General features: G+C 67.6%; 27 protein-coding genes, 1 tRNA gene and 1 riboswitch. Of the genes, 12 read left to right on the top strand and 16 right to left on the bottom strand.

The genetic code is table 11. The features are described from left to right. Positions 1-31: 31 nt before the first annotated feature. Positions 32-1000, bottom strand: a complete 969-nt coding sequence (locus DTS01S_RS18085; protein ID WP_026062233.1) for a Bug family tripartite tricarboxylate transporter substrate binding protein — start codon at positions 998-1000, stop codon at positions 32-34. A gap of 100 nt (positions 1001-1100) precedes the next feature. Beyond that, positions 1101-2153, bottom strand: coding sequence for a CDP-6-deoxy-delta-3,4-glucoseen reductase (locus DTS01S_RS18090; RefSeq protein ID WP_061288275.1), 1053 nt, complete (start codon positions 2151-2153; stop codon positions 1101-1103). A gap of 68 nt (positions 2154-2221) precedes the next feature. Between DTS01S_RS18090 and DTS01S_RS18095 the strand changes: the two genes are divergently transcribed. After that, complete coding sequence (locus DTS01S_RS18095) at positions 2222-3241, top strand: SDR family oxidoreductase (RefSeq protein WP_016448972.1); 1020 nt, start codon at positions 2222-2224, stop codon at positions 3239-3241. 1 nt (position 3242) lies between these two features. Here the strand turns inward: DTS01S_RS18095 and DTS01S_RS18100 are convergent, their stop codons facing one another. Continuing rightward, entirely contained in the window at positions 3243-3905 is a 663-nt protein-coding gene (locus tag DTS01S_RS18100) for a DUF4124 domain-containing protein (protein WP_026062231.1), read from the bottom strand. Between the two features lie 96 nt (positions 3906-4001). Further along, positions 4002-4643 carry a hypothetical protein gene (locus DTS01S_RS18105; protein WP_016448970.1) on the bottom strand — a complete coding sequence of 214 codons (642 nt, stop codon included), beginning with the start codon at positions 4641-4643 and terminating at the stop codon, positions 4002-4004. Positions 4644-4921: 278 nt separating this feature from the next. Then, a riboswitch (FMN riboswitch) is annotated at positions 4922-5090 on the top strand. A 109-nt stretch (positions 5091-5199) separates the two neighbouring features. On the opposite strand from DTS01S_RS18105, the gene DTS01S_RS18110 reads away from it, so the two are divergent. Then, positions 5200-5742 (top strand): 6,7-dimethyl-8-ribityllumazine synthase, encoded by a 543-nt coding sequence (locus tag DTS01S_RS18110; RefSeq protein ID WP_016448969.1) that lies wholly within the window; start codon positions 5200-5202, stop codon positions 5740-5742. 158 nt (positions 5743-5900) lie between these two features. Then, a complete protein-coding gene (locus DTS01S_RS18115; RefSeq protein ID WP_016448968.1) occupies positions 5901-7031 on the top strand; it encodes a branched-chain amino acid ABC transporter substrate-binding protein in 1131 nt (376 codons plus the stop codon). A gap of 47 nt (positions 7032-7078) precedes the next feature. Here DTS01S_RS18115 and DTS01S_RS18120 read toward each other — a convergent pair whose 3' ends face one another. Beyond that, positions 7079-8035: a LysR family transcriptional regulator gene (locus DTS01S_RS18120; protein WP_016448967.1), complete on the bottom strand. Its 957-nt coding sequence runs from the start codon at positions 8033-8035 to the stop codon at positions 7079-7081. Positions 8036-8158: 123 nt separating this feature from the next. Here DTS01S_RS18120 and DTS01S_RS18125 point away from each other — a divergent pair, with 123 nt between their 5' ends. The 3 genes from DTS01S_RS18125 (at position 8159) to DTS01S_RS18135 (ending at position 10608) form a co-directional block, all read left to right on the top strand. Further along, positions 8159-8812 carry an NAD(P)-dependent oxidoreductase gene (locus tag DTS01S_RS18125; protein WP_016448966.1) on the top strand — a complete coding sequence of 218 codons (654 nt, stop codon included), beginning with the start codon at positions 8159-8161 and terminating at the stop codon, positions 8810-8812. 79 nt (positions 8813-8891) lie between these two features. Further along, the gene (locus DTS01S_RS18130) at positions 8892-9281 is read left to right on the top strand and encodes a VOC family protein (RefSeq protein ID WP_016448965.1); all 390 of its coding nucleotides are present in this window, start codon (positions 8892-8894) and stop codon (positions 9279-9281) included. Positions 9282-9381: 100 nt separating this feature from the next. After that, on the top strand, positions 9382-10608 hold the full coding sequence (locus DTS01S_RS18135; protein ID WP_016452582.1) for a sugar transporter: 1227 nt from the start codon (positions 9382-9384) through the stop codon (positions 10606-10608). A 6-nt stretch (positions 10609-10614) separates the two neighbouring features. Here the strand turns inward: DTS01S_RS18135 and DTS01S_RS18140 are convergent, their stop codons facing one another. Further along, complete coding sequence (locus DTS01S_RS18140; RefSeq protein ID WP_017404868.1) at positions 10615-11853, bottom strand: cyanate transporter; 1239 nt, start codon at positions 11851-11853, stop codon at positions 10615-10617. A gap of 4 nt (positions 11854-11857) precedes the next feature. Continuing rightward, positions 11858-12319 carry a nucleoside deaminase gene (locus DTS01S_RS18145; protein ID WP_017404867.1) on the bottom strand — a complete coding sequence of 154 codons (462 nt, stop codon included), beginning with the start codon at positions 12317-12319 and terminating at the stop codon, positions 11858-11860. A 117-nt stretch (positions 12320-12436) separates the two neighbouring features. Here DTS01S_RS18145 and DTS01S_RS18150 point away from each other — a divergent pair, with 117 nt between their 5' ends. Next, positions 12437-13303 (top strand): LysR family transcriptional regulator, encoded by an 867-nt coding sequence (locus tag DTS01S_RS18150; RefSeq protein ID WP_061288277.1) that lies wholly within the window; start codon positions 12437-12439, stop codon positions 13301-13303. Here the strand turns inward: DTS01S_RS18150 and DTS01S_RS18155 are convergent. From DTS01S_RS18155 to DTS01S_RS18175, 5 genes are all read right to left on the bottom strand, one after another. Next, positions 13300-13629 (bottom strand): type II toxin-antitoxin system YafQ family toxin, encoded by a 330-nt coding sequence (locus DTS01S_RS18155; protein WP_026062230.1) that lies wholly within the window; start codon positions 13627-13629, stop codon positions 13300-13302. The two genes, DTS01S_RS18150 and DTS01S_RS18155, sit on opposite strands and share 4 nt — an antisense overlap. Then, positions 13601-13870: a type II toxin-antitoxin system RelB/DinJ family antitoxin gene (locus DTS01S_RS18160; protein ID WP_061288290.1), complete on the bottom strand. Its 270-nt coding sequence runs from the start codon at positions 13868-13870 to the stop codon at positions 13601-13603. Before DTS01S_RS18160 ends, DTS01S_RS18155 begins: the two co-directional genes overlap by 29 nt. 160 nt (positions 13871-14030) lie before the next feature. Continuing rightward, positions 14031-15005: a tripartite tricarboxylate transporter substrate binding protein BugE gene (locus tag DTS01S_RS18165; RefSeq protein ID WP_017405624.1), complete on the bottom strand. Its 975-nt coding sequence runs from the start codon at positions 15003-15005 to the stop codon at positions 14031-14033. Between the two features lie 141 nt (positions 15006-15146). Next, a complete protein-coding gene (locus tag DTS01S_RS18170; protein WP_017405623.1) occupies positions 15147-16394 on the bottom strand; it encodes a CaiB/BaiF CoA transferase family protein in 1248 nt (415 codons plus the stop codon). A gap of 189 nt (positions 16395-16583) precedes the next feature. Further along, complete coding sequence (locus tag DTS01S_RS18175) at positions 16584-17780, bottom strand: acyl-CoA dehydrogenase (protein ID WP_016448959.1); 1197 nt, start codon at positions 17778-17780, stop codon at positions 16584-16586. Positions 17781-18009: 229 nt separating this feature from the next. Here DTS01S_RS18175 and DTS01S_RS18180 point away from each other — a divergent pair, with 229 nt between their 5' ends. After that, complete coding sequence (locus DTS01S_RS18180) at positions 18010-18957, top strand: LysR substrate-binding domain-containing protein (protein WP_012204131.1); 948 nt, start codon at positions 18010-18012, stop codon at positions 18955-18957. 120 nt (positions 18958-19077) lie between these two features. On the opposite strand, the gene DTS01S_RS18185 is transcribed toward DTS01S_RS18180, so the two are convergent. Next, positions 19078-19824, bottom strand: a complete 747-nt coding sequence (locus tag DTS01S_RS18185) for an LrgB family protein (protein WP_016448958.1) — start codon at positions 19822-19824, stop codon at positions 19078-19080. Next, a complete protein-coding gene (locus DTS01S_RS18190) occupies positions 19821-20198 on the bottom strand; it encodes a CidA/LrgA family protein (RefSeq protein ID WP_017407068.1) in 378 nt (125 codons plus the stop codon). Before DTS01S_RS18190 ends, DTS01S_RS18185 begins: the two co-directional genes overlap by 4 nt. 252 nt (positions 20199-20450) lie before the next feature. Here DTS01S_RS18190 and DTS01S_RS18195 point away from each other — a divergent pair, with 252 nt between their 5' ends. After that, positions 20451-20672 (top strand): hypothetical protein, encoded by a 222-nt coding sequence (locus tag DTS01S_RS18195; protein WP_017407069.1) that lies wholly within the window; start codon positions 20451-20453, stop codon positions 20670-20672. 638 nt (positions 20673-21310) lie between these two features. Here the strand turns inward: DTS01S_RS18195 and DTS01S_RS18200 are convergent. After that, positions 21311-21395, bottom strand: a tRNA-Leu gene (locus tag DTS01S_RS18200). A gap of 39 nt (positions 21396-21434) precedes the next feature. On the opposite strand from DTS01S_RS18200, the gene cysM reads away from it, so the two are divergent. The 3 genes from cysM (at position 21435) to DTS01S_RS18215 (ending at position 23274) form a co-directional block, all read left to right on the top strand. Then, complete coding sequence (cysM, locus tag DTS01S_RS18205; protein ID WP_017407070.1) at positions 21435-22340, top strand: cysteine synthase CysM; 906 nt, start codon at positions 21435-21437, stop codon at positions 22338-22340. A 77-nt stretch (positions 22341-22417) separates the two neighbouring features. Further along, positions 22418-23020 carry an NUDIX hydrolase gene (locus tag DTS01S_RS18210; RefSeq protein WP_017407071.1) on the top strand — a complete coding sequence of 201 codons (603 nt, stop codon included), beginning with the start codon at positions 22418-22420 and terminating at the stop codon, positions 23018-23020. Positions 23021-23046: 26 nt separating this feature from the next. Next, positions 23047-23274 (top strand): sulfurtransferase TusA family protein, encoded by a 228-nt coding sequence (locus tag DTS01S_RS18215; RefSeq protein WP_012204137.1) that lies wholly within the window; start codon positions 23047-23049, stop codon positions 23272-23274. 85 nt (positions 23275-23359) lie between these two features. Here the strand turns inward: DTS01S_RS18215 and galU are convergent, their stop codons facing one another. Beyond that, positions 23360-24247: a UTP--glucose-1-phosphate uridylyltransferase GalU gene (gene galU / locus DTS01S_RS18220; protein ID WP_016448953.1), complete on the bottom strand. Its 888-nt coding sequence runs from the start codon at positions 24245-24247 to the stop codon at positions 23360-23362. Positions 24248-24249 lie beyond the last annotated feature (2 nt).

Below are 24249 nucleotides of genomic sequence, written 5' to 3' on the forward strand. Positions count from 1 at the left end.
CTTTTTGCCAGGCGGGACGCGGTGGATCGGCTCAGTCCACCTTCGCTCCGGAGGCCTTGACGATGGCCTGGTACTTGGCGCGCTCGGCCGCCATGAACCTGTCGAACTCGGCGGGCGTGGAGGACACGGGCTCGGCCATCAGGGTCTCGAAGCGGGTCTTGGTCTCGGGCGCGGCCAGTGCGTCGGCAAAGGCCCGGCTCAGCTTGTCCAGCACGGGCTTGGGCGTGCCGGCCGGGGCGACCAGGCCCCACCAGGTATCGATGGCAAAGCCGGGGAAGGTCTTGGACAGCGCGGGCACGCCGGGCAGCAGCGTGGTGGGGTTCAGCGAGGTCACGGCCAGCGCCTTGAGCTTGCCCGAGCGGATATTGGGTGCAGCGGCAGCCAGGTTGTCGATGTTGAAGTCCACCTCGCCCGACAGCAGGGCCAGCTGGGCCGGGTTGGCGCCACGGTAGGGCACGTGCAGGGCGAAGATGCCGGCTTTTTGCTTGAGCATTTCGCCGGCCAGGTGGCCTGCGCTGCCGTTGCCGCCGCTGCCGTAGTTGAGCTTGCCGGGGTGGGACTTGGCGTAGGCGATCAGGTCGGCCACGCTGTGGATCTTGAGCTGCTCGGCACGGGCCGCATTCATCACCAGCACGTTGGGCACGCGCACCATCTGGGTGATGCCCGCGAAGTCCTTGCCCGCGTCGTAGGGCATCTTGGTGTACAGCCAGGGATTGACGGCATGGGTGGCCGTGGCGGCCAGGCCGATGGTCATGCCGTCCGGCGTGGCGCGGGCAATGGCGTCGGCGCCGATGTTGCCGCCGGCGCCGGCCTTGTTGTCGATGATCACCACTCCCAGGGAGTCACGCACCCGCTCGGCCAGCGCGCGCGCGGTGATGTCCAGCGGACCGCCGGGCGCATAGGGCACGATCAGGCGGATGGGCTCTTGCGCCAGGGCAAGCGGGGAGGCCAGGGCAGCAGCGGCCGCCATGACCGAGAGAAGGCTGTTTCTACGGTTCATAGGGGCGCTATTGTGCAAAAAAATTGCGACACCTGGCTGCGCGCAGGTATGGGAAGCAGTTTTTCTGCGTATTGCTTGATCCGTGCCACCTTCTGCGCACTCAGGAAGCCTTGTCGGCCTCGGAGGTGAACGCGTCCGCGTAGAACTCTTCCGCCGGCAGGCCGCGTTGCTCCACATAGGCATGGCGTGCCGAATCGACCACGATGGGCGCACCGCAGGCATAGACCTGATGGCCGGACAAGTTGGCAAAGTCGTCCAGCACGGCCTGGTGCACGAAGCCCGTGCGGCCGTTCCAGCCGTCTTCCGGCAGCGCGTCGGAGACCACGGGCACATAGCACAGCTGGGGCATGGCCTCGGCCTGCTCGCGCACCCAGGCGTCGAGGTAGAGGTCGTCGGGCCGGCGTCCTCCCCAGTACAGGGTGACGGAGCGGGTGATGCCCTTGTGGCGGATGTGCTCCAGCAGTGCCTTGATGGGGGCGAAGCCCGTTCCCGAAGCCAGGAAGATGAGGGGCTTGTCGCTGTCCTCGCGCAGGAAGAAGCTGCCGAACGGGCCCTCCACGCGCAGGATTTCCTTTTCCTTCATGGCGCCGAACACGTGGTCGGTGAACTTGCCGCCCGGCATGTGGCGGATGTGCAGCTCCAGCCCCGGTGCCGTGTCCTGCACATGGGGGGCCGTGGCCATGGAGTAGGCGCGGCGGGCGCCGTCGCGCAGGATGAATTCCACGTACTGGCCTGCGTGGTAGCGGAACTTGTCTGCAGCGGGCAGCTGCAGGCGCACCTGCATCACGTCGTGCGACTTCTTCTCCAGCGTGGCCACGCGCACGGGCATCTTCTTGATCGGGAAGGCGCTGGCATCGGTCACCTGGCGCGACTCCAGCACCACCGAGGTGCTGGGCGTGGCGCAGCAGGTCAGCACATAGCCGTCGGCCTCTTCCTGGGCGGTCAACGCTTTTTCCGAGTGGGCGCCATGGGTGACCTCGCCGAGCAGCTTCTTGCACTTGCAGGAGCCGCAGGCACCGTCCTTGCAGCCATAGGGCAGGCCCACGCCGCAGCGGATGGCGGCGGCCAGGATGGTCTCGCTGCCCTGCGTGGCGAAGGCGCGGCCGCTGGGCTGTACGGTGATTTCGTGGGAAGCGTTGGCTATCTCGGTCATGTTCTCGGTATCCTCGGGGGCGCTGGCGGCGCGTGGAGCGCGCCGGCGATCTTCTTTCCCGGACGGACATGCCGCTGCCGCGACCGGCGGCGCGCGGGTGGCCGCCCTCGCAACAGGCCAGGATTTTGCCCTCAAACCAAAACCCATTGGGCGCGCTGCCGGCGCGCTTTCGACGCGAACGCGTGCTCATCGTCGGCTGCGGCGACGTGGGGCTGCGCGTGGCTGGTGCATTGGCGGGCGCGCCCGTCGCCCGTTCGGGTGCCGCACGACGGGGCCCGCGCGTGCTGGCCCTGACGCGTGGCGCCGAGCGCCTGCAGGATCTGCGCGGGCGCGGCATCACGCCGCTGCTGGGCGATCTGGACGCGCCTGCCACGCTGCGCCGTCTGGCCGGCCTGGCCACGCGCGTCGTCCACCTGGCGCCGCCGCCCAATCCGCCTGCCGGCGAAGATGGCTGGTGGCTGGACCCGCGCACCACGGCTTTGCTGCGCGTGCTGCGCCTTCGCGGCCGGCCGGCCAGCCTGGTCTATGGCTCGACCTCCGGCGTCTATGGCAACTGCGAGGGCGCCTGGATCGACGAAAGCCGCCCGCCCGCACCGGCCACGGCGCGTGCCCAGCGCCGCGTGAACGCCGAGCGAGCCGTGCGCTTTGCCGGGCGCGGCGGCCTGCGCGCCAGCATTCTGCGCATCCCGGGCATCTATGCGCCGGACCGGGAAAACGGCACGCCGCGCGGGCGCCTGCTGCGAGGGACACCCCTGCTGTGCGCCGCAGAGGATGTCTATACCAACCACATCCATGCCGACGACCTGGCCCGCGCCTGCGTGCGGGCGCTGTGGCTCGGCCGGCCGCAGCGCATCTACCACGCCAGCGACGATACGCAGCTGCGCATGGGCGACTACTTCGACCTTGCGGCCGATCTCTATGGACTGCCGCGCCCCGCACGCATCACGCGCGAGCAGGCGCAGCGCGAGCTGCCGGCCAGCCTGCTGAGCTTCATGGGGGAGTCACGCCGCCTGCGCAACCAGCGCCTGAAGGAGGAGCTGGGCCTGAGATTGCGCTACCCGACCGTGGAGCAGGGGCTGCGCGCCTGAATCAGCGCGGGTGGATGCCGCCGTTGGTGTCGTAGCAGCGGAACACGTTGCAGTGCGAGATGGGGGCCGAAGGCGGCAGCGGCTGCGGCGGCACGGGGCGTCCGACGATCCACGGCCGGTTGATGGCATTGGGCTGCAATGCGCGCGATTGCTGCAGCTGTTCATAGGCCTTGGGGCCCAGGCAGGCCATCTCCATCTGCTGCTGGGCGGCCTGGCTGCGCGGGCCCCAGGTGGCGGGATCGGGATTGGCCTCGGCCAGGATGGTGTCCAGGCGGCGGCGCGCCTGCTGGCAGGCCGGGGAGTCGCCGCCGTCGCGCTGGGCCGAGTTCTCGCGCTCGCGCCGGCTGCGTGCCTCGCGCTCCTGCTGCTGGGCACGCATGCGGCGCTCGGCCTCTTCGCGGGCCAGTTGCTGGTTCTTGCGCTCTATGGCGGCGGCGGACTGCGCGCGCTCGCGCTCCAGCTCTTCGGGGCTGGGGGCTTCCTGCACCTGCACGCGGTTTTCGCCGTCCTTGCAACTGCTGTTGGTGTAGGTGACGCGGCCGGTCTTGGCGTCCGTGCAGCGGATGACCTGGGCCGAGGCCGGGCCTGCGATGAGCGCCGCCACCAGCGTTACAAGCATCGACACAAGCGCAGGGCGCTGGCAAAGGTCTTGGGTACGGTGCATGGCGGTTTCCTTTCCCATCACAAGCGGCACAGGGATGCGGTGTATTGCCGATTATGGTGCGGCGCCCAGGGGCTGGAAATGCCGCCGGTCAGCCGTTCAGCGCCAGTGGCGCGGATCCTGGGTGGGGTAGGGGTTGCCACCGCCCTGGCTTTCGCGCTGCATGCGCTCGATGGCGCGTTGCTGCTGCTCGCGGTCACGCTGCTGCTGCTCCCGGTCCCGTTGCTGGCGTTCGCGCTCGCGCTGCTGCTGGCCCTGGTCGCGTTCGCGCTCCCGCTGCTGGCGCTCGGCTTCGCGGCGCTGCTGCTCCTGCATGCGCTCGCGCAACTGGCGGTCGCGGTCCTGGGCCTGGCGGTCACGGTCCCGGTCGCGCTCGCGCATTTCACGCTCACGTTGTTGGCGGTCACGCCAGGCATCGCGGTTGCGTTCCTGCTGGATGCGCTCGCGCTCGTACTGCAGGCGCTCACGTTCGCGCTGCAGGCGCTGGCGCTCGTACCAGCCGTTGTCCGGATAGGCGGGCTGCGTGGGATACGAGGGGTAGACGACGCCGCCCGACGGATAGCTGGGATAGGACGGGTAGCTGGGATAGCTGGGGTAGCCGGAGCCCATGTCCGAATAGCCATCGGGCGGCACGGCGCAGGCGGTGACCAGGGCTGCAAGGCCAAGGCCGGCCAGCAGGCGCAGGGGGCGCAGGCCAGGCTGCGGGCGCTGCTGCGTGGGGGAGGCGTTGGTTCGGGTCATGGTGTGGTGTCCGGGCAAAGGCGTGTTTCCTGTCTGGATCTCTTCATATGACGTTTGACAGGCCTCGATGGTTGACCTGGATCGTCCTGACGAGGCAACGACGGCGACAGCGGGACTTCTATTTTGATAGCAATTGGTCCATGCACTGTAGGTGCTTCCAGATGAAATCCGCAGGCACAGCGCGCAATGGCTGCGGTCGCCCCGATCGCCGCAATGGCATCTGCGCGGGACTAGAATGGCCGCTGTCTTTGGCGGCGCGCAGTCCGTGCGCCGCAAAGCAGCGTTCTCAGGGCGGGGTGAAATTCCCCACCGGCGGTATCTGGATCTGTCTTTCGGCATGTGTCCAGCAGCCCGCGAGCGCCCGGCTAGCCGCAAGGCCGGCCGGGGTCAGCAGATCTGGTGAGATGCCAGAGCCGACGGTCACAGTCCGGATGAAAGAGATCGCGCAGCACCTGCATGGCAGGCGCCATGCCCATGGTTGTCCCATGGGCTGTGCCGCGCCATGCGGCGCCATGGCGCGCGCCCTGATTCATTTGTCTCATCTCGAAAGAGCACCATGAATCAGACTCCTGTCTCCTTGAACTTCTCCGCACACGGCACGGCCTCGGGCACGCCGTGGAAGGCCGTCGCGGGCCGCAGCCGCGTGGCCGTGATCTGCGCGAGCTGGCATACCGATGTCGTGCACCAGGCGCGAGACTCCATGGCGGCCGAGCTGCAGGCCCAGGGAGTGGCCGCGCAGAACATCAGCCACTTCAACGTGCCCGGCGCCTTCGAGATCCCGCTGCTGGCCAAGAAGCTGGCCGACAGCGGCCGTTTCGACGCGGTCATCGCCTGCGCGCTGGTGGTCAACGGCGGCATCTATCGCCACGAGTTCGTGTCCTCGGCCGTGATCGACGGCCTGATGCGCGTGCAGCTCGATACCGAAGTGCCGGTGTTCTCGGCCGTGCTCACGCCGCGCGATTTCCACGAACATGGCGACCATGTGGAGTTCTTCCGTGCCCACTTCGTGAAGAAGGGCGTGGAAGTGGCGCATGCCTGCCTGGCGGCGCTGGACCAGCTGGCACAGGTACAGGCACTGGGCCAGGCGCGCGCGGCGTGAGCCGGCCAGCCTCCCAGCACAGCTTTGGTTGGGGATGGATTCTCGTAAACACTGAGTTGGGGCCGAGTGTCGCGGTCCCGTCACGCGGCGTGACGCGCCATTGCCAAGCCGCGATGACGGGAATAACGTGACGGCCTGTTTCAACTGAGGAGTGCGCGATGAAGATGTCCCGGAAGTTGTGTATTGCGGCCGTCGTGGCCGGCATGGGTGGCGTGGCCATGGCCCAGGAGCAGGTGATCCGCATCGGCCACATCGGCCCCGTGTCCGGACCCCAGGCCAATTTCGGCAAGGACAACGAGAACGGCGTGCGCATGGCCATTGACGACCTCAATGCCAAGGGCATGGAGATCGCCGGCAAGAAGGTCAAGTTCCAGCTGGTGGCCGAAGACGATGTGGCCGATCCCAAGCAGGGCACGGCCGCTTCGCAGAAGCTGTGCGACGACAAGGTCGCCGGCGCCGTGGCCTTCCTCAACTCGGGCGTGGCCATCCCCTCGTCCAAGGTCTTCCAGGACTGCGGCATTCCCATGATCACGGGCGCGGCCACCAACCCCGACCTGACCAAGCCCGGCTGGAACACCACCTACCGCGTGATTGCCAATGACAACGCGCTGGGCGCGGCGCTGGCCAAGTACGCGGCCGAAACGCTCAAGCTCAAGACCGTGGCCATCATCGATGACCGCACGGCCTACGGCCAGGGCCTGGCCAATGTGTTCAAGAAGGATGCGGAAAAGCTGGGCGTGAAGGTCGTGGCCTCGGAGTTCACGAACGACAAGGCCACGGACTTCATGGCCATCCTGACCTCGATCAAGGCCAAGAAGCCCGAAGGCATCTTCTACGGCGGCATGTATGGCCAGGCCGGCCCCATGCTGCGCCAGATGGCCCAGCTGGGCATGAACGATGCCAAGTACTTCGGCGGCGACGGCCTGTGCGTGCCCGAGCTGGCCAAGGTGGCCGCCGGCGCCAAGCCGCTGGACAACGTGATCTGCGCCGACGGCGGCGCCTCGCTGGCCAAGATGCCTGGCGGCACGGAATGGAAGAAGCGCTACGACGCCAAGTACCCCGGCCAGTTCCAGGTCTACAGCCCGTACTTCTACGACGCCACCATGATGCTGGCCGACGCCATGAAGCGCGCCAACTCCTGGGACCCCAAGGTCTATATTCCCTTCCTGCAGAAGGCCGACTACTCGGGCGTGACCTCCAAGATCGCTTTCGAGAAGAACGGCGAGATGAAGAACCCTTCGTACACGCTGAGCGTGTTCAAGAACGGCCAGAAGACGGCCCTCGACTGAGAGCCTGTCCTCCCTTCGTTTTCATGCCCGCCTTGTGCGGGCTTTTTTTATCGGCCCGGGACCTCGGCCGGGGCCTGCGCCGGCGCATCGACCACGCCGGGCAACTGCGCCAGATAGGCCTGCAGCGCGGCAATGGCCTGGCGCACCTTGGCGGGCTGGGCCTGGCGCTGGGGGGTGACGGCCCAGATGTCCAGGCCGCCGAAGTCCCAGTCGGGCAGCAGGCGCACCAGGCGTCCTTCGGCCACCGCGTCGGCAACGTCCATGCTGCCCAGCAGGGCCAGGCCCAGGCCGGCCTCGCACATCTGCTGGAGGGACAGTTGGTTGTTGCTGGCCACATGGGGCTGCACCTGCAGGCTGTAGGTCTCGCCCGTGGCCGGGTGGCGTGCCTCGGCCCGCAGGGCCTGGCCCTGGCCTTCGCGCGCAAGGCCCAGCCAGCGCGCGCTGGCCAGCGGTGCCGGGTGGCGCCAGGCCGCGCCGCCGCCGTGCTCCTGTATCCATGCGGGCGAGGCGCACAGCCAGTTGCGCATGGCGCCCAGGCGCCGGGCCGCCCAGCCCGAGTCGGCCAGCCGGCCAAAGCGCAGCGCCAGGTCGATGCGGCTTTGGATGAGGTCGATGGGCGCATCGTCCACATCCAGGTGCAGGCGCAGTGCCGGATGCCGGGCCAGCCAGCTGCCCAGGGCCGGCGCGATATGGCGCGCAAAGCCCACGGTGGCCGACAGGCGCAGTTCGCCGCCGGGCTCGTCGCGCGCGGCGGCCAGCTCGGCCCGCGCCTGGCTGGCGGCCTGTGCCATGGCGGCGCACTGCTGGTAGTAGCGCTCGCCCGTGTCGGTGAGGGCGATCTGCCGGGTGGAGCGGTGCAGCAGGGTGACGCCGCCGTCGCGCTCGAGCTGGCGCACCTGCTGGCTCACGGCCGAGGGGCTCATGCCCAGGGCGCGCGCGGCGGCGCTCATCGATCCGTGCTGCACCACGGCGGCGAAAACGGCCATGCGTTTGTAGTCGTCCATGGGCTGTATTGTGAAGTGGTGCTTCAAGCTGTTGGTGAAAACTGCTGTCTTCCGCAGTGATTGTGAACGGCGTAATCTCAATGCCATCGTGAACAGGCGCCCAGGCGCCGCAAAGGAATGAAGATGAAAGTGGCACTCATTGGCGCAACCGGCTTTGTGGGTTCGGCGGTATTGAAGGAGCTGCTGCAGCGCGGCCACGAGGTCGTGGCCCTGGTGCGCGACCCCGCCAGGCTGGCGGCCCAGCCGCATCTGCACGCCGTGCAGGCCGATGTGCTGGATGCCGCCGCCGTGCAGCGGGCCGTGGCAGGCGCGGACGCCGTGGTCAGCGCCTACAACGCGGGCTGGGGCAATCCCGACATCTATGAGGATTTCATGCGCGGCTCGCGCGCCATCGTGGCGGGCACCAAGGCGGCTGGCGTCAAGCGCTATCTGGTGGTGGGCGGTGCGGGCAGCCTCTACATCGCGCCCGGCAGGCAACTGGTGGACACGCCCGAGTTCCCGGCCGCCATCAAGCCCGGCGCCTCGGCTGCGCGCGATGCCCTCAACGATCTGCAAAAGGAGCAGGGCCTGGACTGGACGATGCTGAGCCCGCCGATTGCCCTGCACCTGGGTGACCATGGCGAGCGCACGGGCCAGTACCGCACGGGCAAGGATGAGCCGTTGATGCAGGCCGACGGCCAGCCCGGCACCATCTCGGCCGCCGATCTGGCCGTGGCCCTGGTGGATGCGCTGGACAAGGGCCTGCACCTGCGCGAGCGCTTTACCGTCGCTTACTGAGCACCGGGGGCTCCCGGCTGGTGCGCAGGCGGCCTCCATGGCATGCTGGTGCCTGTCACGAACAGGCAGGAGCGCCGCCATGATCGACCACACGGGAATCCTCGTATCGGACTTCGACCGCAGCCGGGAGTTTTATGCGCGGGCGCTGGCTCCCCTGGGCTACGAGATCCTGATGGAGCTGTCCGCCGAGCTCACCGGCCACGGCGACACGGCCGGCTTTGGCGAGCCGCCCAAGCCTGATTTCTGGATCACCGGCGGCGAGCCCAACCAGCCGCCCATCCATGTGGCCTTTCGCGTGGACAACCGCAACATGGTCGATGATTTCCACGCGGCCGCCCTGGCCGCAGGCGGGCGCTGCAATGGCGAGCCCGGCCTGCGACCGCACTACCATGACGACTATTACGCGGCCTTCGTGCTCGACCCCGACGGCCACAACATCGAGGCCGTCTGCCACCTGCCTCCGGCCTGAGTCCCCCTGGCGGCACTGGGGCCTGCGCGGCAGCTGACATCAGGCGGTCGCATGGCGCAGCACAATATTGCGCTGCAACAAAAAAGGCCCCACGTTCCCCATGCCCCCTTCCGTCTCCGCTGCGGCCGGCTCCGTTTCCGCGTCATCCACACCCACGGCCGCCCAGGCCTGGCTCAGCGTGATCGCGCTGGCGCTGGGCGCCTTCGTCTTCAATACCACCGAGTTCGTGCCCGTGGGCCTGCTCAGCAGCATTGGCGCGAGCTTTGGCATGCCCACCGAGCAGGTCGGGCTGATGCTGACCATCTATGCCTGGATCGTGGCCCTGGCCTCGCTGCCCTTCATGCTGCTCACGCGCAATGTGGAGCGGCGCAAGCTGCTGATGGGCGTGTTCGCGCTGTTCGTGGCCAGCCATGTGCTGTCGGGCGTGGCCTGGAGCTTTGCCTCGCTCATGGTCAGCCGCATCGGCATCGCGCTGTCGCATGCGGTGTTCTGGTCCATCACGGCCTCGCTGGCCGTGCGCGTGGCGCCGCCCGGAAGGAAGGCCGTGGCGCTGAGCCTGCTGGCCACCGGCACCTCCATGGCCATGGTGCTGGGCATTCCGCTGGGCCGCATCGTGGGCGAATGGCTGGGCTGGCGCACGACGTTCCTGGCCGTGGGCGGGGTGGCCGCCATCGTCATGGTGGCCCTGGCCCGGCTGCTGCCGCGCCTGCCCAGCGAGAACGCGGGCAACCTGGCCAGCGTGCCCATGCTGCTGCGCCGTCCGGCGCTGCTGTCCATCTACATCCTGCTGGTGGTCGTGATCACCGGGCAGTTCACGGCCTACAGCTATATCGAGCCCTTCGTGCAGGACATCGCGGGCTTCGAGGGCAAGGTGACCACGGCCGTGCTGCTGCTGTACGGCGGCATGGGCATCGTGGGCAGCGTGATGTTCAGCTGGTGGGGCCTGCGCCATCCGCGCGGCTTTCTGCTGGCTGCCATTGGCGTGCTGTCGGCCAGCCTGCTGATGCTGGTGCCGGCCTCGGGCCATGAGGCCTCGCTCTATGTGATGAGCTCGGTCTGGGGTGTCGCCATGATCTGCTTCGCCCTGGCCATGCAGTCCCAGGTGCTCAAGCTGGCAGCCGACGCCACCGATGTGGGCATGTCCATGTTCTCGGGCATCTTCAACATCGGCATTGGCGGCGGCGCGCTGCTGGGCAGCCAGGTCAGCATGCATGCGGGCATGCAGAACATCGGCTGGATCGGCGGCGGCCTGGTGGCGCTGGGCCTGGCCTGGTGCGTCTGGGCCTTCGTGCGCTGGTCTGCCGGCTTCCAGGCAACGGCGCACTGAAGCGGGTCAGCCGCCGGGTGCCCGCATGGCCTGGGCGTAGCGCTGCGGTGCCAGGCGGGACACCAGTACGCAGACCACGAGCACGGCGGCCATCTGTGCCAGCCAGCCGGCGCCGAATCCGCCCGTGAACTGGTGCAGCCGGGCGATCACATAGGGCGCCAGCGCCGCAATCAGAAAGCCGCCGCCCTGCATCAGCGCATTGAGCGCCCCGGCCTGCGTGGGGTGGGGAAGATGGTCGAGCGCCACCACCATCATCAGCGCGAAGCAGCCACCCAGGCCGATGCCGAGGATGACGATGTTGAGCAGCGGCGCCGCATCAGGCCACCAGGCCAGCGCGGCCAGGCCGATGATCTGGCACAGCAGCGTGAACCCCAGCCATGGCCGCCGGTCGGCATGGCGCGCGGCCAGCACGGGCAGTCCCAGCGCGGCGCCGGCCTGTGCCACCGACAGCAGGGCGACCAGGCCGCCGCTTTGCGCGGGGCTCCAGCCGTGCGTCTGGTAGAAGGGTGCAAGCCAGGCCACCATGGCCGCATAGCCGCCGTTGATGAGGCCGAAGCAGGCCATCAGCATCCAGGTGCGTGGGCGCCGGCGCAGCCAGCCGGTGTCTTGCGTGGCGTTGGCCCCTGCCATGGGCGCCGGAGCCGGCAACGCACGCAGCGCATGCCGCGCCAGCGCCAATGCCAGCAGGGCGGGCGCAGTCCACAGCGCCAGCGCAAGGCGCCAGTCCAGTCCCCATTGCACGGCCAGCGGCGAAATCTGGGCGCCCAGGGCGCCGCCGCCCATGAGCGCGGCCGAGTACAGCCCCATCATCTGGGCCATGCGTGCGGGCGACTGGCGCTTGATCAGGCCCGGCAGCACGCCTTGCACCAGGGCGACGCCAGCGCCGCACAGCGCGGCCGTGGCCAGCAGGGTGGCCGCACTGGAGCCCGCCACGCGCAGCGCACAGCCCAGCGCAATCACCGCCAAGGAGCCGACCACGGCGCGGCGCGGACCCAGGCGCTGAAGCGCGGCCGGGGCCAGCCAGGCGCCCAGGCCCATCAACGCCATGGGCAGCAGGGTCAGCCAGGACAGCGTGGACAGAGCCATGCCGGTGGCGGACTGGATCTGCGGTCCCAGCGGGCCGATGGCCGTGAGAAACGGGCGCAGGTTCAGCGTGACCAGCACGACGGTGGCCAGCCACAGTGCCGTTGGAATGGCGTGTGCTGCGGCAGGGGTCTCGGTGTGCGCAGGCGCAATGGACGACATGGCTTCAGGCCCAGGGGGCGTTGCCGTACAGTTGGGCCGCCGTGATGCCCGTGTCCAGCCGCGTCAGGGGCAGCGGTGGCGGCTGCAGCGGCATGCGCAGCCGCTGGTAGGCGCCCTCGCTGGACAGGCCATACGGCTGGGCATCCGCGTTGTCGAAGGCGAAGAAAACCTGCTCGGCCCCGGCCATCACCAGCGCCGCCAGGCACATGGGGCAGGGGTGGCCGCTGGCGTAGATGGTGCAGCCGGCCAGGCTGGCGTTGGCCTGGGCGCGCGTGCCCGCGCGCAGCGCCTGCATTTCTGCGTGGGCGCTGGGGTCATGGCTTTGCACGATCTCGTTGACGCCCGTGGACAGGATCTGCCCCTCGCGCGCGAGCAGGGCGCCGAAGGGCCGGCCGCCCCGCAGGCGGTTGTCGTGCGCCAGCTGCACGGCATGGCGCAGCAGGCGGATGTGTTCTTGTTCTTGCATGGGGATGGCTGGGCAATCGGGAGCTGAGGCCGCAGTCTAGGACGGGGGCCATCAATTGGAAAATTAAATGATCAAATGCCAGGCAGTGACAAAGCCACTGAAATTCGCCCAAGCCCCATGCAGCCCTCTTCCATAGACCCCACCCTGCTGCGCAGCTTCTGCGCCGTGGCCGAAACCGGCAGCTTCACGCGCGCGGCGCAGGGCGTGCACCTGACCCAGTCCACGGTCAGCCAGCAGATCCGCAGGCTGGAGGAGCAAATGGGCTGCACGCTGCTGGACCGCAGCGGGCGCCATGTGGAATGCACGCTGGAAGGAGAGCGCCTGCTGGCCTATGCGCAGCGCATCCTCGCGCTCATGGACGAGGCCGTGGAGCAGTTGGCTGACGCCACCGAAGCCGTGCTGCGCATCGGCGTACCAGAGGACTTTGCCGGCAATGCCTTGATGCCCGCCTTGGGCGCGCTGGCGCGCAGCCAGCCGCAGTTGCGCCTGGAGCTGACCAGCGGGCTGTCGCAGGCGATATGGCAGCAGTTCCAGTCCGGCGAGCTGGACCTGGCCATCGTCAAGCAGCGCAGCGGCAGCACGCCCGGCATGGCGCGCTGGCCTGAACCGCTGGCCTGGATAGACAGTGCGCTGCATCCCTGCCACGGGATGGATCCCTTGCCTCTGGTGGTGTTTCCACAGGGCGGCCTGTACCGCAGCGAGATGACGCATGCGCTGGATGCCGCCGGCCGGCGCTGGCGCCTGGCCTATATGAGCGCCAGCCTGGCCAGCCTGGAAGCCGCCGTGGAGCAGGGCCTGGGCATCAGCCTGCTTCCGCGCCGGCTGGTCCGGCCCGGCCACCGCCTGCTCGACGGCATGGCCGGCTTCGCCCCCGTGCCTGATGTGGAAGTGGCACTGCATGCGCGGGCCCAGTTGTCGGCGCCGGGCCGGCGTCTGGCCGGGCGCCTGTGTGAGGTGTGCGAGGCGTTGCTGGGCGTGTCTTAGTCGAACAGCTCGGCGTGCGTGCCGGCTCGCACGAAAATGATCGATTCGTTGGCGCCCTGGCCATCGAGCCGGTAGATCAGCAGGAAATCGCCCCCCACGTGGCACTCCCTGTGATCGGCCCAGTCGCCGGTGAGGGCATGGTCAAGCCACTGAGGCTCCAGGGGGGCGTCGTTGGCAATCAGCAGCAGCATGGCCTCCTTCAACCGCTTCATGTCATGGCGGCCGGAATGCGACAGCCGGACCCAGTCCTTGGCGAAAGCCTTGGTCCGGTCCGATGCGCGGGGAAGGACTGCGCGCTTACTGCTCGCTGCCTTTTTCGAGGTCATGGAGCAAATCGTCCGCGGTGGCAAAGCGTGCCTTGCGCATGGCGCGTGCCTCCTGCATGGCTGCGCGCGTCTCGGCGTTGGGTGCCCTGAGGTCGAAGGGCAATTGCTGGTCGGCCACCACGCGCATCAGGAAGACACGTACGGCATCCGACACCGTCAAGCCCATGCCGGCCAGGGTTTCGGCGGCCTGTGCCTTGATCTCTTCATCCACGCGCACGTGGATCATGGTGGTGGTTGCCATGGTGTGCTTCTGCAAAAATGGGTGAGATACATTGTATCTCGCAGGGCAAAAGACAGGTAAGCAGGCAGGTTGCTGGGATGTCGCTTGGCGGCTCCCGCCTTCGAGCCCTCCAGCAAAAATCCCCGCCGTGGCGGGGATGGTCGGCGGGTGACGCGCTGGCTCAATCCATCGTCAGGTTCTGCTTTTGCACCACGTCCTTGTAGACCGCCAGTTCGGCCTTGATCTCTTCAAAGAAATGCTCGGGCGTGTCGGCCACGATCAGCGAGCCGGTTTCCTCGATGCGCTTCTTGATGGCGGGGTCCTGCAGCACCTTGCGCGTGGCGGCATTGACCTTGTCCACGATGTCGCGCGGCAGGTTCTTGGGGCCGACGATGCCGTAGTAGGCCATGCGGTTGACGGGGGCCAGGCCCACTTCCTTGAAGGTGGGCACATCGGGCAGCGCTGCCAGGCGCTGAGGCGCGGCCACCACGATGGGCACCAGGCGCTTTTCCTTGACGAAGCCCAGGGCGGAGGGCAGGTTGTCGAAGATCAGCGGAACCTGGCCGGCCACGGCGTCGTTCAGCGCGGGGCCGCTGCCACGGTAGGGCACGTGGGTGATGTCGGTGCCCGTGGACAGCTTGAACATCTCCATCATCAGATGGGTGATGCTGCCGTTGCCGGGCGAGGCGTAGGAGTACTTGCCGGGGTTCTTCTTCACCTCGGCCAGGAACTCCTGGTAGTTCTTGCCCGCGAACTTGGGGTGGGCCGCAATGATGTTGGGCGTGGCCGCGATGTTCACGATAGGCGTGAAGTCGGTCAGCACGTTGTACGGGATCTTGGGATTGATCGCCGGGTTGGTGGCCGTGGTGGACACGGTGGCGATGCCCAGGCTGTAGCCGTCGGGCTGGGCGCGCGCCGTCTCGGCCGCGCCGATGCTGCCGCCGCCGCCGCCCTTGTTCTCGACCACCACGGGCTGGCCCAGGGCGCGGCCCAGCGGCTCGGCCACGATGCGCGCGATCAGGTCGGTGGTGCCGCCGGCCGCGAAGGGCACGAGCAGCTTGATGGGTTTGGCAGGGTAGCCCTGGGCATGGGCTGCGCCCGACAGCGCGAGGGCGCCGAGGATGCCGGCGAGCGCGATGCGAGTGGTGTGAGTCATGGTGTTGTCTCCTTGAATGGATGTTGTGAGCGTTTGTTGTGAGGCACCGACGGGTGGGAAGGCTGGGTTTTTTTAAGACATTCGTATGGCGGTGCTTGAGGAAAAAGATGTGGAGGAGGCGGTGTTGCCTGGCGCAGGCGATCAGACCACGCCGCGCGAGCGCAGCGCCTGGATGGCCATGGGCGCAATGCCCAGCTCGCCCAGTACTTCATCGGTGTGCTGGCCCAGGGAGGGCGGTGCGCTGCGCAGCACGGGCGGGGTATCGCTCAGGCGCATGGGGCTGGCCACGCCGGCGATGCGCGAGATGCCGTCGCCGGCCTCGCGCGGCAGCTCGACGCGTATGCCGCGTGCGCGCACCTGCGGGTCGTCGAAGGCCTGGGCGATGGTGTTGATGGGGCCGCAGGGCACGGCCTTGTCTTCCAGCAGCGCAATCCATTCGGCCGTGCCGCGTGTCTTCATGAGGGGCACCATCCGCTCCAGCAGCGCCTGGCGGTTGCGCACGCGCGCGGTGTTGGTGGCAAAGCGCTCGTCCTGCGCCCAGCCGGCTTCGCCGACGGCGGCGCAAAAGCGCGCGAACTGCCCGTCATTGCCAATGGCCAGCAGCACGTTGCCGTTGGCCGTGGCGAAGTCCTGGTAGGGCGCCAGGCTGGGGTGGATGTTGCCGGCGCGGCCCGGCGATTCGCCCGTGGCCAGAAAGCCGGCGGCCTGGTTGGCCAGCACGGCCATGCCCACGTCGAGCAGGGCCATGTCGATGTGCTGGCCCCGGCCCGAGGCCTGGCGCGCATGCAGCGCGGCCAGGATGGCATTGCTGGCATACAGGCCCGTGAACACGTCGATCACGGCCACGCCCACCTTCAGCGGGCCGCCTCCGGGCGCCTCGTCGGCATGGCCGGTGATGCTCATCAGCCCGCACATGGCCTGCACCATGAGGTCGTAGCCCGCGCGCTCGGCATACGGGCCGGTCTGGCCGAAACCCGTGACCGAGCAATAGACCAGGCGCGGATTAAGTGTCTTGAGGCTTTCGTAGTCCAGCCCGTACTGGGCCAGGCCACCGACCTTGAAGTTCTCCACCAGCACGTCGGCCCCGGCCGCCATCTGGCGAATCAGCTGCTGCCCATCGGGGGTGGACATGTCGATGGTGACCGAGCGCTTGTTGCGGTTGCAGGCCGTGAAATAACTGGCCTCCTGCGTGGCCTGCCCATCGTCGCGCGGCAGGAACGGAGGCCCCCAGTGGCGCGTGTCATCGCCGGCCACGGGCCGCTCGACCTTGATCACATCGGCGCCCAGGTCGGCCAGTGTCTGCGTGCACCAGGGCCCGGCCAGCACGCGGGAAAGATCAAGCACCTTGATGCCAGCCAATGCGGCCGGCGCGGAGGATGTGGAGGACATGAGAGGGAAGAAATATGAGCGCGCCCGATGCCGCTGGTAGTTCAGCTCAGGGCTTGAGCTTCCGTCACCCATAGCGTGTGACATGGGCGTGGAACAGGCCAGGGACGCCGAGCAAGAGCCGCCTCGCGGCGAGGGCGTCGTCCCCCTCCACGAAGCGAGAAGGGGGAAGGCGCGAAGCGCCTCAGGGGGTCAGTTGGCAAAAGCTGCGATGCCGGTCTGAGCCCGGCCCAGGATCAGCGCATGCACATCGTGCGTGCCTTCGTAGGTGTTGACCACTTCCAGGTTGACCAGGTGGCGGGCCACGCCGAACTCGTCGCTGATGCCGTTGCCGCCCATCATGTCGCGCGCCATGCGGGCAATGTCCAGCGACTTGCCGCAGTTGTTGCGCTTGATCAGCGAGGTGATCTCGATCACGTTCTGGTGCTCGTCCTTCATGCGGCCCACGCGCAGCGCGGCCTGCAGGCCCAGGGTGATCTCGGTCTGCATGTCGGCCAGCTTCTTCTGCACCAGCTGGTTGGCGGCCAGGGGGCGGCCGAACTGCTTGCGGTCCAGCGTGTACTGGCGCGCCGTGTGCCAGCAGAACTCGGCTGCGCCCAGGGCGCCCCAGGCAATGCCGAAGCGTGCGCTGTTCAGGCAGGTGAAGGGGCCCTTGAGGCCGCGCACCTCGGGGAAGGCGTTTTCCTCGGGAACGAAGACATCGTCCATCACGATCTCGCCCGTGATGGAGGCGCGCAGGCCCACCTTGCCGTGGATGGCCGGGGCCGACAGGCCCTTCATGCCCTTGTCCAGGATGAAGCCGCGGATCTCGCCCACATGGCCGTCCTCGGTCACTTCCTTGGCCCAGACCACGAACACGTCGGCCACGGGGCTGTTGGTGATCCACATCTTGTTGCCCTTGAGGCGGTAGCCGCCGTCCACCTTGTAGGCGCGGCTGGACATGCTGCCGGGGTCGGAGCCGTGGTCGGGTTCGGTCAGGCCGAAGCAGCCGATGAACTCGCCGCTGGCCAGCTTGGGCAGGTACCTGTTCTTCTGGTCTTCGGTGCCGAATTCATTGATGGGCACCATCACCAGCGAGCTTTGCACGCTGGCCATGGAGCGGTAGCCCGAGTCCACGCGCTCGATCTCGCGCGCCACCAGGCCGTAGCTGACATAGTTCAGGCCCGCGCCGCCGTACTGCGTGGGGATGGTGGGGCCCAGCAGGCCCAGCTCGCCCATCTCGCGGAAGATGCTCACGTCGGTCTTTTCATGGCGGAACATTTCCAGCACGCGGGGTGCCAGCTTCTCCTGGCAGTAGGCATGGGCCGCGTCGCGGATCATGCGCTCGTCTTCGCTCAGTTGCTGGTCGAGCTGGAAGGGGTCATCCCATTGGAAGCTGTTGCGGGCCATGGCGTGGTTTCTCCAAAAAACAAAGAGGTCAAGGGCGGGTCGCTGCCATATGCCAAAGCCGGGCAGGCTGTGGCCATGGAGCGTTGTTGCGACGCATCTTAGAAGCGGGCCTGCGCGTGGCGCAAACGATGTTTGTTCATCCATGAATGCGCAAAACGCATGTATGAATGGGTTGTTGCGGGTTATTCCCTATGATGTGAGGCTCTGAAGTGCATTGAATTCATGAGATATGCGTAGAGCCCTGCCATCCACCCAAGCCCTTGCCTGCTTCGAGTCGGCCGCCCGCCACATCAGCTACACGCGTGCGGCGCAGGAGCTGTCGCTCACGCAAAGCGCGGTATCGCGCCAGATCATTGCGCTGGAGGAGTTCCTGGGCGTGCAGCTGTTCCGGCGCACGCGCCACGGCGTGCTGCTGACGGAGGCCGGCACGCAGTACGCCCAGCAGGTCTCGCGCTGGCTGCACGGCCTGGAGCGCGACACGCTGGACATCATGGCCCACCAGGGCGAGGGAGGCCCGCTCAACCTGGCGGCCGTGCCCACCTTCGCCACGCGCTGGCTGCTGCCGCGCCTGCCGCAGCTGGCGCGCGAGCATCCCGAGGTCACCGTGCACATCGATGTGCAGACGCGGCCCTTCCTGTTTGCCGATACCGTGTTCGACGCTGCGCTCTATGCAGGCACGCCCGAGCAGGTGGCACGCTGGCCCGGTGTGCAGGCGCAATGGCTGATGGACGAAGAGGTGGTGCCCGTGTGCAGCCCGCAACTGCTGGCCACGGCCCAGGCGCGCGAGCCGGGCCGGGCCTGGCTGCCTGTGGGGGCGGACATCGTGGCCCGGATGCCGCTGCTGCAGCAAAGCACGCGGCCCTACGGCTGGCAGCAGTGGTTCGATGCCATGGGCGTGGCCGCGCCGCGCGCGCTGGACGGCATGCGGCTGGAGCTCTTCTCCATGCTGGCCGTGGCGGCCAGCCAGGGCCTGGGCGTGGCGCTGATGCCACCCATGCTGATCGAGCAGGAACTGGCGCGCGGCGACCTCATCATTGCCTGCCCCCAGCCGCTGCGCGGCAACCGTGCCTACTACCTGGTCACCCCGGCCCTGGCGCCCGATGCCCAGCCCGCGCCCGCCCTGCGCGTGTTCTCTTCATGGCTGCAGCAGCGCGCCAGGGAGCACCGGCCTGCCTGAAAATTAAGCAGGCCTTGGATTGTTCAACGATGACAGTCACTTAACTGACTTATCCTTGCTGCTGGCGGCGCTTGTCCACAGGCTTGTGGGGGTGTCTCTGGGGAAAACCCGCAATCGCGCTCAAAACCAGGGCAGCACGGCCAGGCACAGCGGCATGACCACGGCCGTGGCCACGCCGTTCAGGCCCATGGCCAGGGCCGAGAAGGCGCCCATGGTCGGATTCACCTGCAGCGCGCGTGCCGTGCCGATGGCGTGGGCCGTAAGTCCCAGGGCAAAACCCTGCACGGCCGGGTCATCGCTGCGCACCAGGCGGATCAGCAGCGGCGCCATCATCGTGCCCGCAATGCCGGTGATGGCCACGGCCACGGCCGCCAGCGAGGCCGGCCCGCCAAAGCGCTCGGCCATGGGTAGGGCGATGGGAATGGTGGCCGACTTGGGCGCCAGCGCCACCAGCGTCTGCACCGTCGCTCCCAGGCTCCAGCCGATCAGCAGTGCCGACAGCAACGCCACCACGCAGCCCACGGCCAGCGCCACGCTGATGGGCAGCCACAGCGCGCGGATGCGCTCGCGCTGGGCGTACAGCGGAATTGCCAGCGCGACGGTGGCCGGGCCGATCAGCAGTCCCAGCAGCGAGACGCCGCTGCGGTAGCTGGCATAGGAGGTGCCCGTGGCCAGCAGCACGCCCACGATGACGACGACGGCCGTGAACACGGGAATCAGGAGCGGATGGTTGCCGCTTCGGCGGTACAGCGCCATGGCCGCCAGGTAGACGGCCATGGTCAGCACCAGCCAGGGCAGGTGGGCGGTGGAGGCATTGCCGGACAGCGACTGCCAGGCGCTGTGCCAGTGGGTGGTGAGCGCGTTCATGCCTTGTCTCCCTGGCTGGCGGCCGCCTCGCGGGCGCGCTGGCGCTCCAGGCACCAGCGGAAGGTGAAGGCCGTGGCCAGGAAGGTAATGGCTGCACCCGCCACGCAGGCGATCACGAAGGGCTGCCATTCGCGCGACAGCCGGTCGAACTCCAGCATCACGCCTGCAATGACGGGAATGAACAGCAGCATCATGTTCTGCAGCAGCACGCCGGCGGCCTTCTCCAGCGACTCGGGCAGGCGGCCGTGCAGCAGCAGCGCCGCCAGCAGCAGCAGCGTGCCCATAAGCGCTCCCGGAAGCGGCAGCCCCGTGAGCTGGACGATGGCCTCTCCCAGCAACTGGAAGGCGAACAAGGCGGTGATGGCGTACAACATGAAAACCTGAATCCCTGGAGCAGATGGCAAGAGCGGAGAGCAGAGGGCGGCGGCAAGAGAGCGGGCTGCCCGTTTCCCGGACAGGGCAGTGCCCTGGCACCTGTGGGACGCCGCCGCAAAGCGTGCCATCATCGCCCACATCGCGAAAAAAGGTGCGGACACCGATTGCGTGGCGTCCCGGCCAACGCTATGTTGGGACCCATGCCTTGGGCAGTGCCGGGGCATGAGACTTTGAATAGCGAAGGAGTAGCGATGGCCGAAACCATATATCACGCACCCGTGTACGAGCCGACGGTGGATGAACTCGAAGTGCTCAAGAAGCTGGAAATGGGCGAGCCCGTGTCGCTGGAAAGCGCGGCGCGCGAGCATCTGTCCAAGAGGCTGCGCGAGCGTGGACTGGTCGAAGTGGACAGCAGCCATCAATGGCACATCACGGCGGCGGGCCGCGCCCAGATCCGCCGCTCCGATGCCTGAGGCGCGGCGCGGCAGGTGACCCCGGTTTCAAGGGTTTTCCCTTGGATTCAGGGGCTGCCTGATTTGCAGGCAGCCTAGCTTGCGGCCAGTGAATGCAAGCACTTGGACGCCTCGTTCACTTGCTGTTCACTGAATATCCACAGGGTTGTTCAAGGGTTCTGTGGAGAAATAAAGCCACCCCAGGGTGGCTTTTTTCATGGGCATCACCAGGCTTTTGCAGCGGGCGCACCGGGCTGGTGCCCGCGCCGGAAATTGGCTGCATGGCGATGGTGCAGATACCGGTTTTCAGAGGGAAGGTGCCGGATTTCGCGCACTGGGCAAGGCTAGGGGGCAGGCCGCGGTGGGGGCGATTCGGGGCGGGCTGGACATGCGCCTGATTGCAGTCCGTTTCCGCCTTGGAGGTGACTTGATGCCAAAGTTGTACACAGGTTGGGCGGTGTGCGGGTGAAAGCGCGCAGGGGCTATCCCGCCCAAGGCATGAGGACGCAGGATCTGGTCAGGCTGGAGGCCTTGAATTGCAGTGCAGCCGCTGAAAAGGGCTGGTGCAGGAAGGAGGGGTGTGCGGACACTGTGAAGACAGCGGCCGGAAAAGAAATAGCCGAAAAAGCAGCGGACTGCTTTTTCGGCTACGTAATCTCTGGTGCCCGGGGCCGGAATCGAACCGGCACGCCTTGCGGCGGGGGATTTTGAGTCCCCTGCGTCTACCAATTTCACCACCCGGGCTACTTAGCGCAGGGGCGAATTATGGCACAGTGTGAGGCTATGAAAATTTATCCGACCATCGAAGACGCCATCGGCCGCACGCCCCTGGTGGCATTGCAGCGCATCGGTGCGCAGTCTCGCCAGGAACGTGGCAACGTGGTGCTGGGCAAGCTGGAAGGCAACAACCCGGCCGGTTCTGTCAAGGACAGGCCGGCCCTGTCGATGATCCGCCGCGCCGAAGAGCGCGGCGACATCAAGCCCGGCGACACGCTGATCGAGGCCACCTCGGGCAATACCGGCATTGCGCTGGCCATGGCCGCCACGATCAAGGGCTACCGGATGGTGCTGATCATGCCCGAGGACCTGTCCATCGAGCGTGCCCAGACGATGAAGGCCTATGGCGCCGAGCTGATCCTCACGCCCAAGAGCGGCGGCATGGAATATGCGCGCGACCTGGCCGACCAGATGGTGGCCCAGGGCAAGGGCGTGGTGCTCGACCAGTTCGGCAACCCCGACAACCCGCGTATCCACTACGAGACCACCGGCCCCGAGCTGTGGGAGCAGACCGGCGGCGAGATCACCCATTTCGTGAGCGCCATGGGCACCACGGGCACGATCACCGGCGTGGCGAAGTTCCTCAAGGAAAAGAACCCTGCCATCCGCATCGTGGGCGCCCAGCCGGCCGAAGGCTCGCGCATCCCCGGCATCCGCAAGTGGCCCGAGGAATACATGCCCAAGATCTACGACGCCTCGCTGATCGACGAGACCGTGCTCGTGGGCCAGGACGATGCCGAGGACATGGCGCGCCGCCTGGCGCGCGAGGAAGGCATCTTTGCCGGCATCTCGGCTGCGGGCGCCTGCTGGGTGGCCCAGCAGATTGCCGAGCGCGAGAACAACGCCACCATCGTCTTCGTGGTCTGCGACCGCGGCGACCGCTATCTGTCCACGGGCGTCTTCCCCGCCTGATACAGCGACAGGCCCGCCTTCCGGCGGGCCTTCCTGTTTGCATTGAGCCAGGACAGCAAAAAACCAGGAACAGCCCCATGCACTATGAAACCCGCTATTGCACGCACTGCGCCACCCCCCTGCAGTGGGTGATCCAGGCCGAGGACGGCGGCGATGTATCGCGCCTGCGCTGCCCCGAGTGCGGCTGGACGCACTGGAACAATCCCACGCCCGTGCTGGCCGCCATCGTGGAGCTGGACGGCAAGGTGCTGCTGGCGCGCAATGCGGCCTGGCCCGAGAAGGTCTTCGGCCTGATCACGGGCTTCATGGAAGCCGGCGAGTCGCCCGAGGAGGGCGTGGCGCGCGAGGTGGAGGAGGAAACCGGCCTGAAGGCCGAGTCGCTGGAGCTGATCAGCGTGCATGAGTTCCTGCGCATGAACCAGGTGATCATCGCCTTCCATGTGCGCGCCAGCGGCCAGGTGCGGCTGTCGCCCGAGCTGCTGGAATACCGCCTGCTGGAGCCCGAGAAAGTCCAGGCCTGGCCTTCGGGCACCGGCATGGCGCTGGCCAAGTGGCTGCGCAGCCGGGGGCATGATCCTGTGATCCGTGACTTCTGGAAGCGTGCCGAGCAGGCCCAGGAGGCTGAAGCGAGTCGCGCCGATCAAGACACTGCTGCCGGCCTCAGCCGCGATGCCGCCTAGAATCCCAGGCTCAAGAGGTGCATCCGATGGAAATTCACAAGGAAATCGACACGCGCGGGCTCAACTGCCCGCTGCCCATTCTCAAGGCCAAGAAGGCGCTGGCCGAACTGGACAGCGGCCAGCTGCTCAAGGTGGTGGCCACGGATACCGGATCGCTGCGCGACTTCCAGGCCTTCGCCAAGCAGACCGGCAATGAGCTGGTGGAGCAGCAGACCGTGGGCGCGGAGTTCATCCACATCCTGCGCCGGCGCTGAGCGGCTGCACGCGGCTCGCTCCAAAGAAAAAGGCCTGCTTTCGCAGGCCTTTTGCATGGGGCAGGGGCGGCCCTGGGGCCCGGCCTCAGATGCTCAGGCCCTGCAGGTATTCGCGGAAGCTCGCGCCCACGTCCTCATGCTGCAGCGCCAGCTCCACCGTGGCCTGCAAAAAGCCTTCCTTGCTGCCGCAGTCGTAGCGCTTGCCCTGGTACTGGAAGGCGTAGACGGCTTCATGGGCCATCAGGCGTTCGATGGCGTCGGTCAGCTGGATCTCGCCGCCCACGCCCTTGGGCTGGTTGCGGATCTCCTCGAAGATGGCCGGTGTCAGCACATAGCGGCCGGCCACGCCCATGCGCGAGGGCGCCTTCTCGGGCGCGGGCTTTTCGACGATCTTCTCGATGCGCATCAGCGCGCCGCCGGCCGGCTCGCCGGCCACGATGCCGTAGCGCTTGGTCTGCTCCAGCGGCACTTCCTGCACGGCCAGCAGGGAGCGGCCCTGTTTCTGGAAAGCCGAGGTCATCTGGGCCATCACGCCCGGGCCGCCGGACTCGCCCACCATCAGGTCGTCGGCCAGCAGCACGGCAAAGGGCTCATTGCCCACCAGCGGCTCGGCGCACAGCACGGCGTGGCCCAGGCCCAGGGAGCGCGGCTGGCGCACGAACAGGCAGTTCATGTCGGCGGGGCTGATGCTGCGCACCAGCTCCAGCATGGCCTGCTTGCCGGCGTTCTCCAGTTCGTTTTCCAGCTCGTAGGCGGTGTCGAAATGGTCCTCGATGGCGCGCTTGCTGCGGCCGGTGACGAAGATCATGTCGCGGATGCCGGCCTCGTAGGCCTCTTCCACTGCGTACTGGATCAGCGGCTTGTCCACCACGGGCAGCATCTCCTTGGGAGAGGCCTTGGTGGCGGGCAGAAAGCGCGTGCCGAGCCCGGCAACGGGAAACACGGCTTTGCGGACACGGGTCTGGGTGCTCATAA

The organism is Delftia tsuruhatensis NBRC 16741 (genome assembly GCF_001571325.1).
In the GTDB taxonomy this organism is placed as follows: domain Bacteria; phylum Pseudomonadota; class Gammaproteobacteria; order Burkholderiales; family Burkholderiaceae_C; genus Comamonas; species Comamonas tsuruhatensis.

Coding starts and splice junctions, on each gene's coding strand:
- DTS01S_RS18130 (WP_016448965.1), top strand. CDS start 8,892: ATGATCGACCACACGGGAATCCTCGTATCGGACTTCGACCGCAGCCGG.
- DTS01S_RS18100 (WP_026062231.1), bottom strand. CDS start 3,905: ATGCACCGTACCCAAGACCTTTGCCAGCGCCCTGCGCTTGTGTCGATG.
- DTS01S_RS18180 (WP_012204131.1), top strand. CDS start 18,010: ATGCGTAGAGCCCTGCCATCCACCCAAGCCCTTGCCTGCTTCGAGTCG.
- DTS01S_RS18125 (WP_016448966.1), top strand. CDS start 8,159: ATGAAAGTGGCACTCATTGGCGCAACCGGCTTTGTGGGTTCGGCGGTA.
- DTS01S_RS18140 (WP_017404868.1), bottom strand. CDS start 11,853: ATGTCGTCCATTGCGCCTGCGCACACCGAGACCCCTGCCGCAGCACAC.
- DTS01S_RS18210 (WP_017407071.1), top strand. CDS start 22,418: ATGCACTATGAAACCCGCTATTGCACGCACTGCGCCACCCCCCTGCAG.
- DTS01S_RS18215 (WP_012204137.1), top strand. CDS start 23,047: ATGGAAATTCACAAGGAAATCGACACGCGCGGGCTCAACTGCCCGCTG.
- DTS01S_RS18190 (WP_017407068.1), bottom strand. CDS start 20,198: ATGTTGTACGCCATCACCGCCTTGTTCGCCTTCCAGTTGCTGGGAGAG.
- DTS01S_RS18095 (WP_016448972.1), top strand. CDS start 2,222: ATGCCGCTGCCGCGACCGGCGGCGCGCGGGTGGCCGCCCTCGCAACAG.
- DTS01S_RS18105 (WP_016448970.1), bottom strand. CDS start 4,643: ATGACCCGAACCAACGCCTCCCCCACGCAGCAGCGCCCGCAGCCTGGC.
- DTS01S_RS18150 (WP_061288277.1), top strand. CDS start 12,437: ATGCAGCCCTCTTCCATAGACCCCACCCTGCTGCGCAGCTTCTGCGCC.
- DTS01S_RS18185 (WP_016448958.1), bottom strand. CDS start 19,824: ATGAACGCGCTCACCACCCACTGGCACAGCGCCTGGCAGTCGCTGTCC.
- DTS01S_RS18110 (WP_016448969.1), top strand. CDS start 5,200: ATGAATCAGACTCCTGTCTCCTTGAACTTCTCCGCACACGGCACGGCC.
- galU (WP_016448953.1), bottom strand. CDS start 24,247: ATGAGCACCCAGACCCGTGTCCGCAAAGCCGTGTTTCCCGTTGCCGGG.
- DTS01S_RS18195 (WP_017407069.1), top strand. CDS start 20,451: ATGGCCGAAACCATATATCACGCACCCGTGTACGAGCCGACGGTGGAT.
- DTS01S_RS18135 (WP_016452582.1), top strand. CDS start 9,382: ATGCCCCCTTCCGTCTCCGCTGCGGCCGGCTCCGTTTCCGCGTCATCC.
- DTS01S_RS18160 (WP_061288290.1), bottom strand. CDS start 13,870: ATGGCAACCACCACCATGATCCACGTGCGCGTGGATGAAGAGATCAAG.
- DTS01S_RS18155 (WP_026062230.1), bottom strand. CDS start 13,629: ATGACCTCGAAAAAGGCAGCGAGCAGTAAGCGCGCAGTCCTTCCCCGC.
- DTS01S_RS18145 (WP_017404867.1), bottom strand. CDS start 12,319: ATGCAAGAACAAGAACACATCCGCCTGCTGCGCCATGCCGTGCAGCTG.
- cysM (WP_017407070.1), top strand. CDS start 21,435: ATGAAAATTTATCCGACCATCGAAGACGCCATCGGCCGCACGCCCCTG.
- DTS01S_RS18115 (WP_016448968.1), top strand. CDS start 5,901: ATGAAGATGTCCCGGAAGTTGTGTATTGCGGCCGTCGTGGCCGGCATG.
- DTS01S_RS18120 (WP_016448967.1), bottom strand. CDS start 8,035: ATGGACGACTACAAACGCATGGCCGTTTTCGCCGCCGTGGTGCAGCAC.
- DTS01S_RS18165 (WP_017405624.1), bottom strand. CDS start 15,005: ATGACTCACACCACTCGCATCGCGCTCGCCGGCATCCTCGGCGCCCTC.
- DTS01S_RS18170 (WP_017405623.1), bottom strand. CDS start 16,394: ATGTCCTCCACATCCTCCGCGCCGGCCGCATTGGCTGGCATCAAGGTG.
- DTS01S_RS18090 (WP_061288275.1), bottom strand. CDS start 2,153: ATGACCGAGATAGCCAACGCTTCCCACGAAATCACCGTACAGCCCAGC.
- DTS01S_RS18085 (WP_026062233.1), bottom strand. CDS start 1,000: ATGAACCGTAGAAACAGCCTTCTCTCGGTCATGGCGGCCGCTGCTGCC.
- DTS01S_RS18175 (WP_016448959.1), bottom strand. CDS start 17,780: ATGGCCCGCAACAGCTTCCAATGGGATGACCCCTTCCAGCTCGACCAG.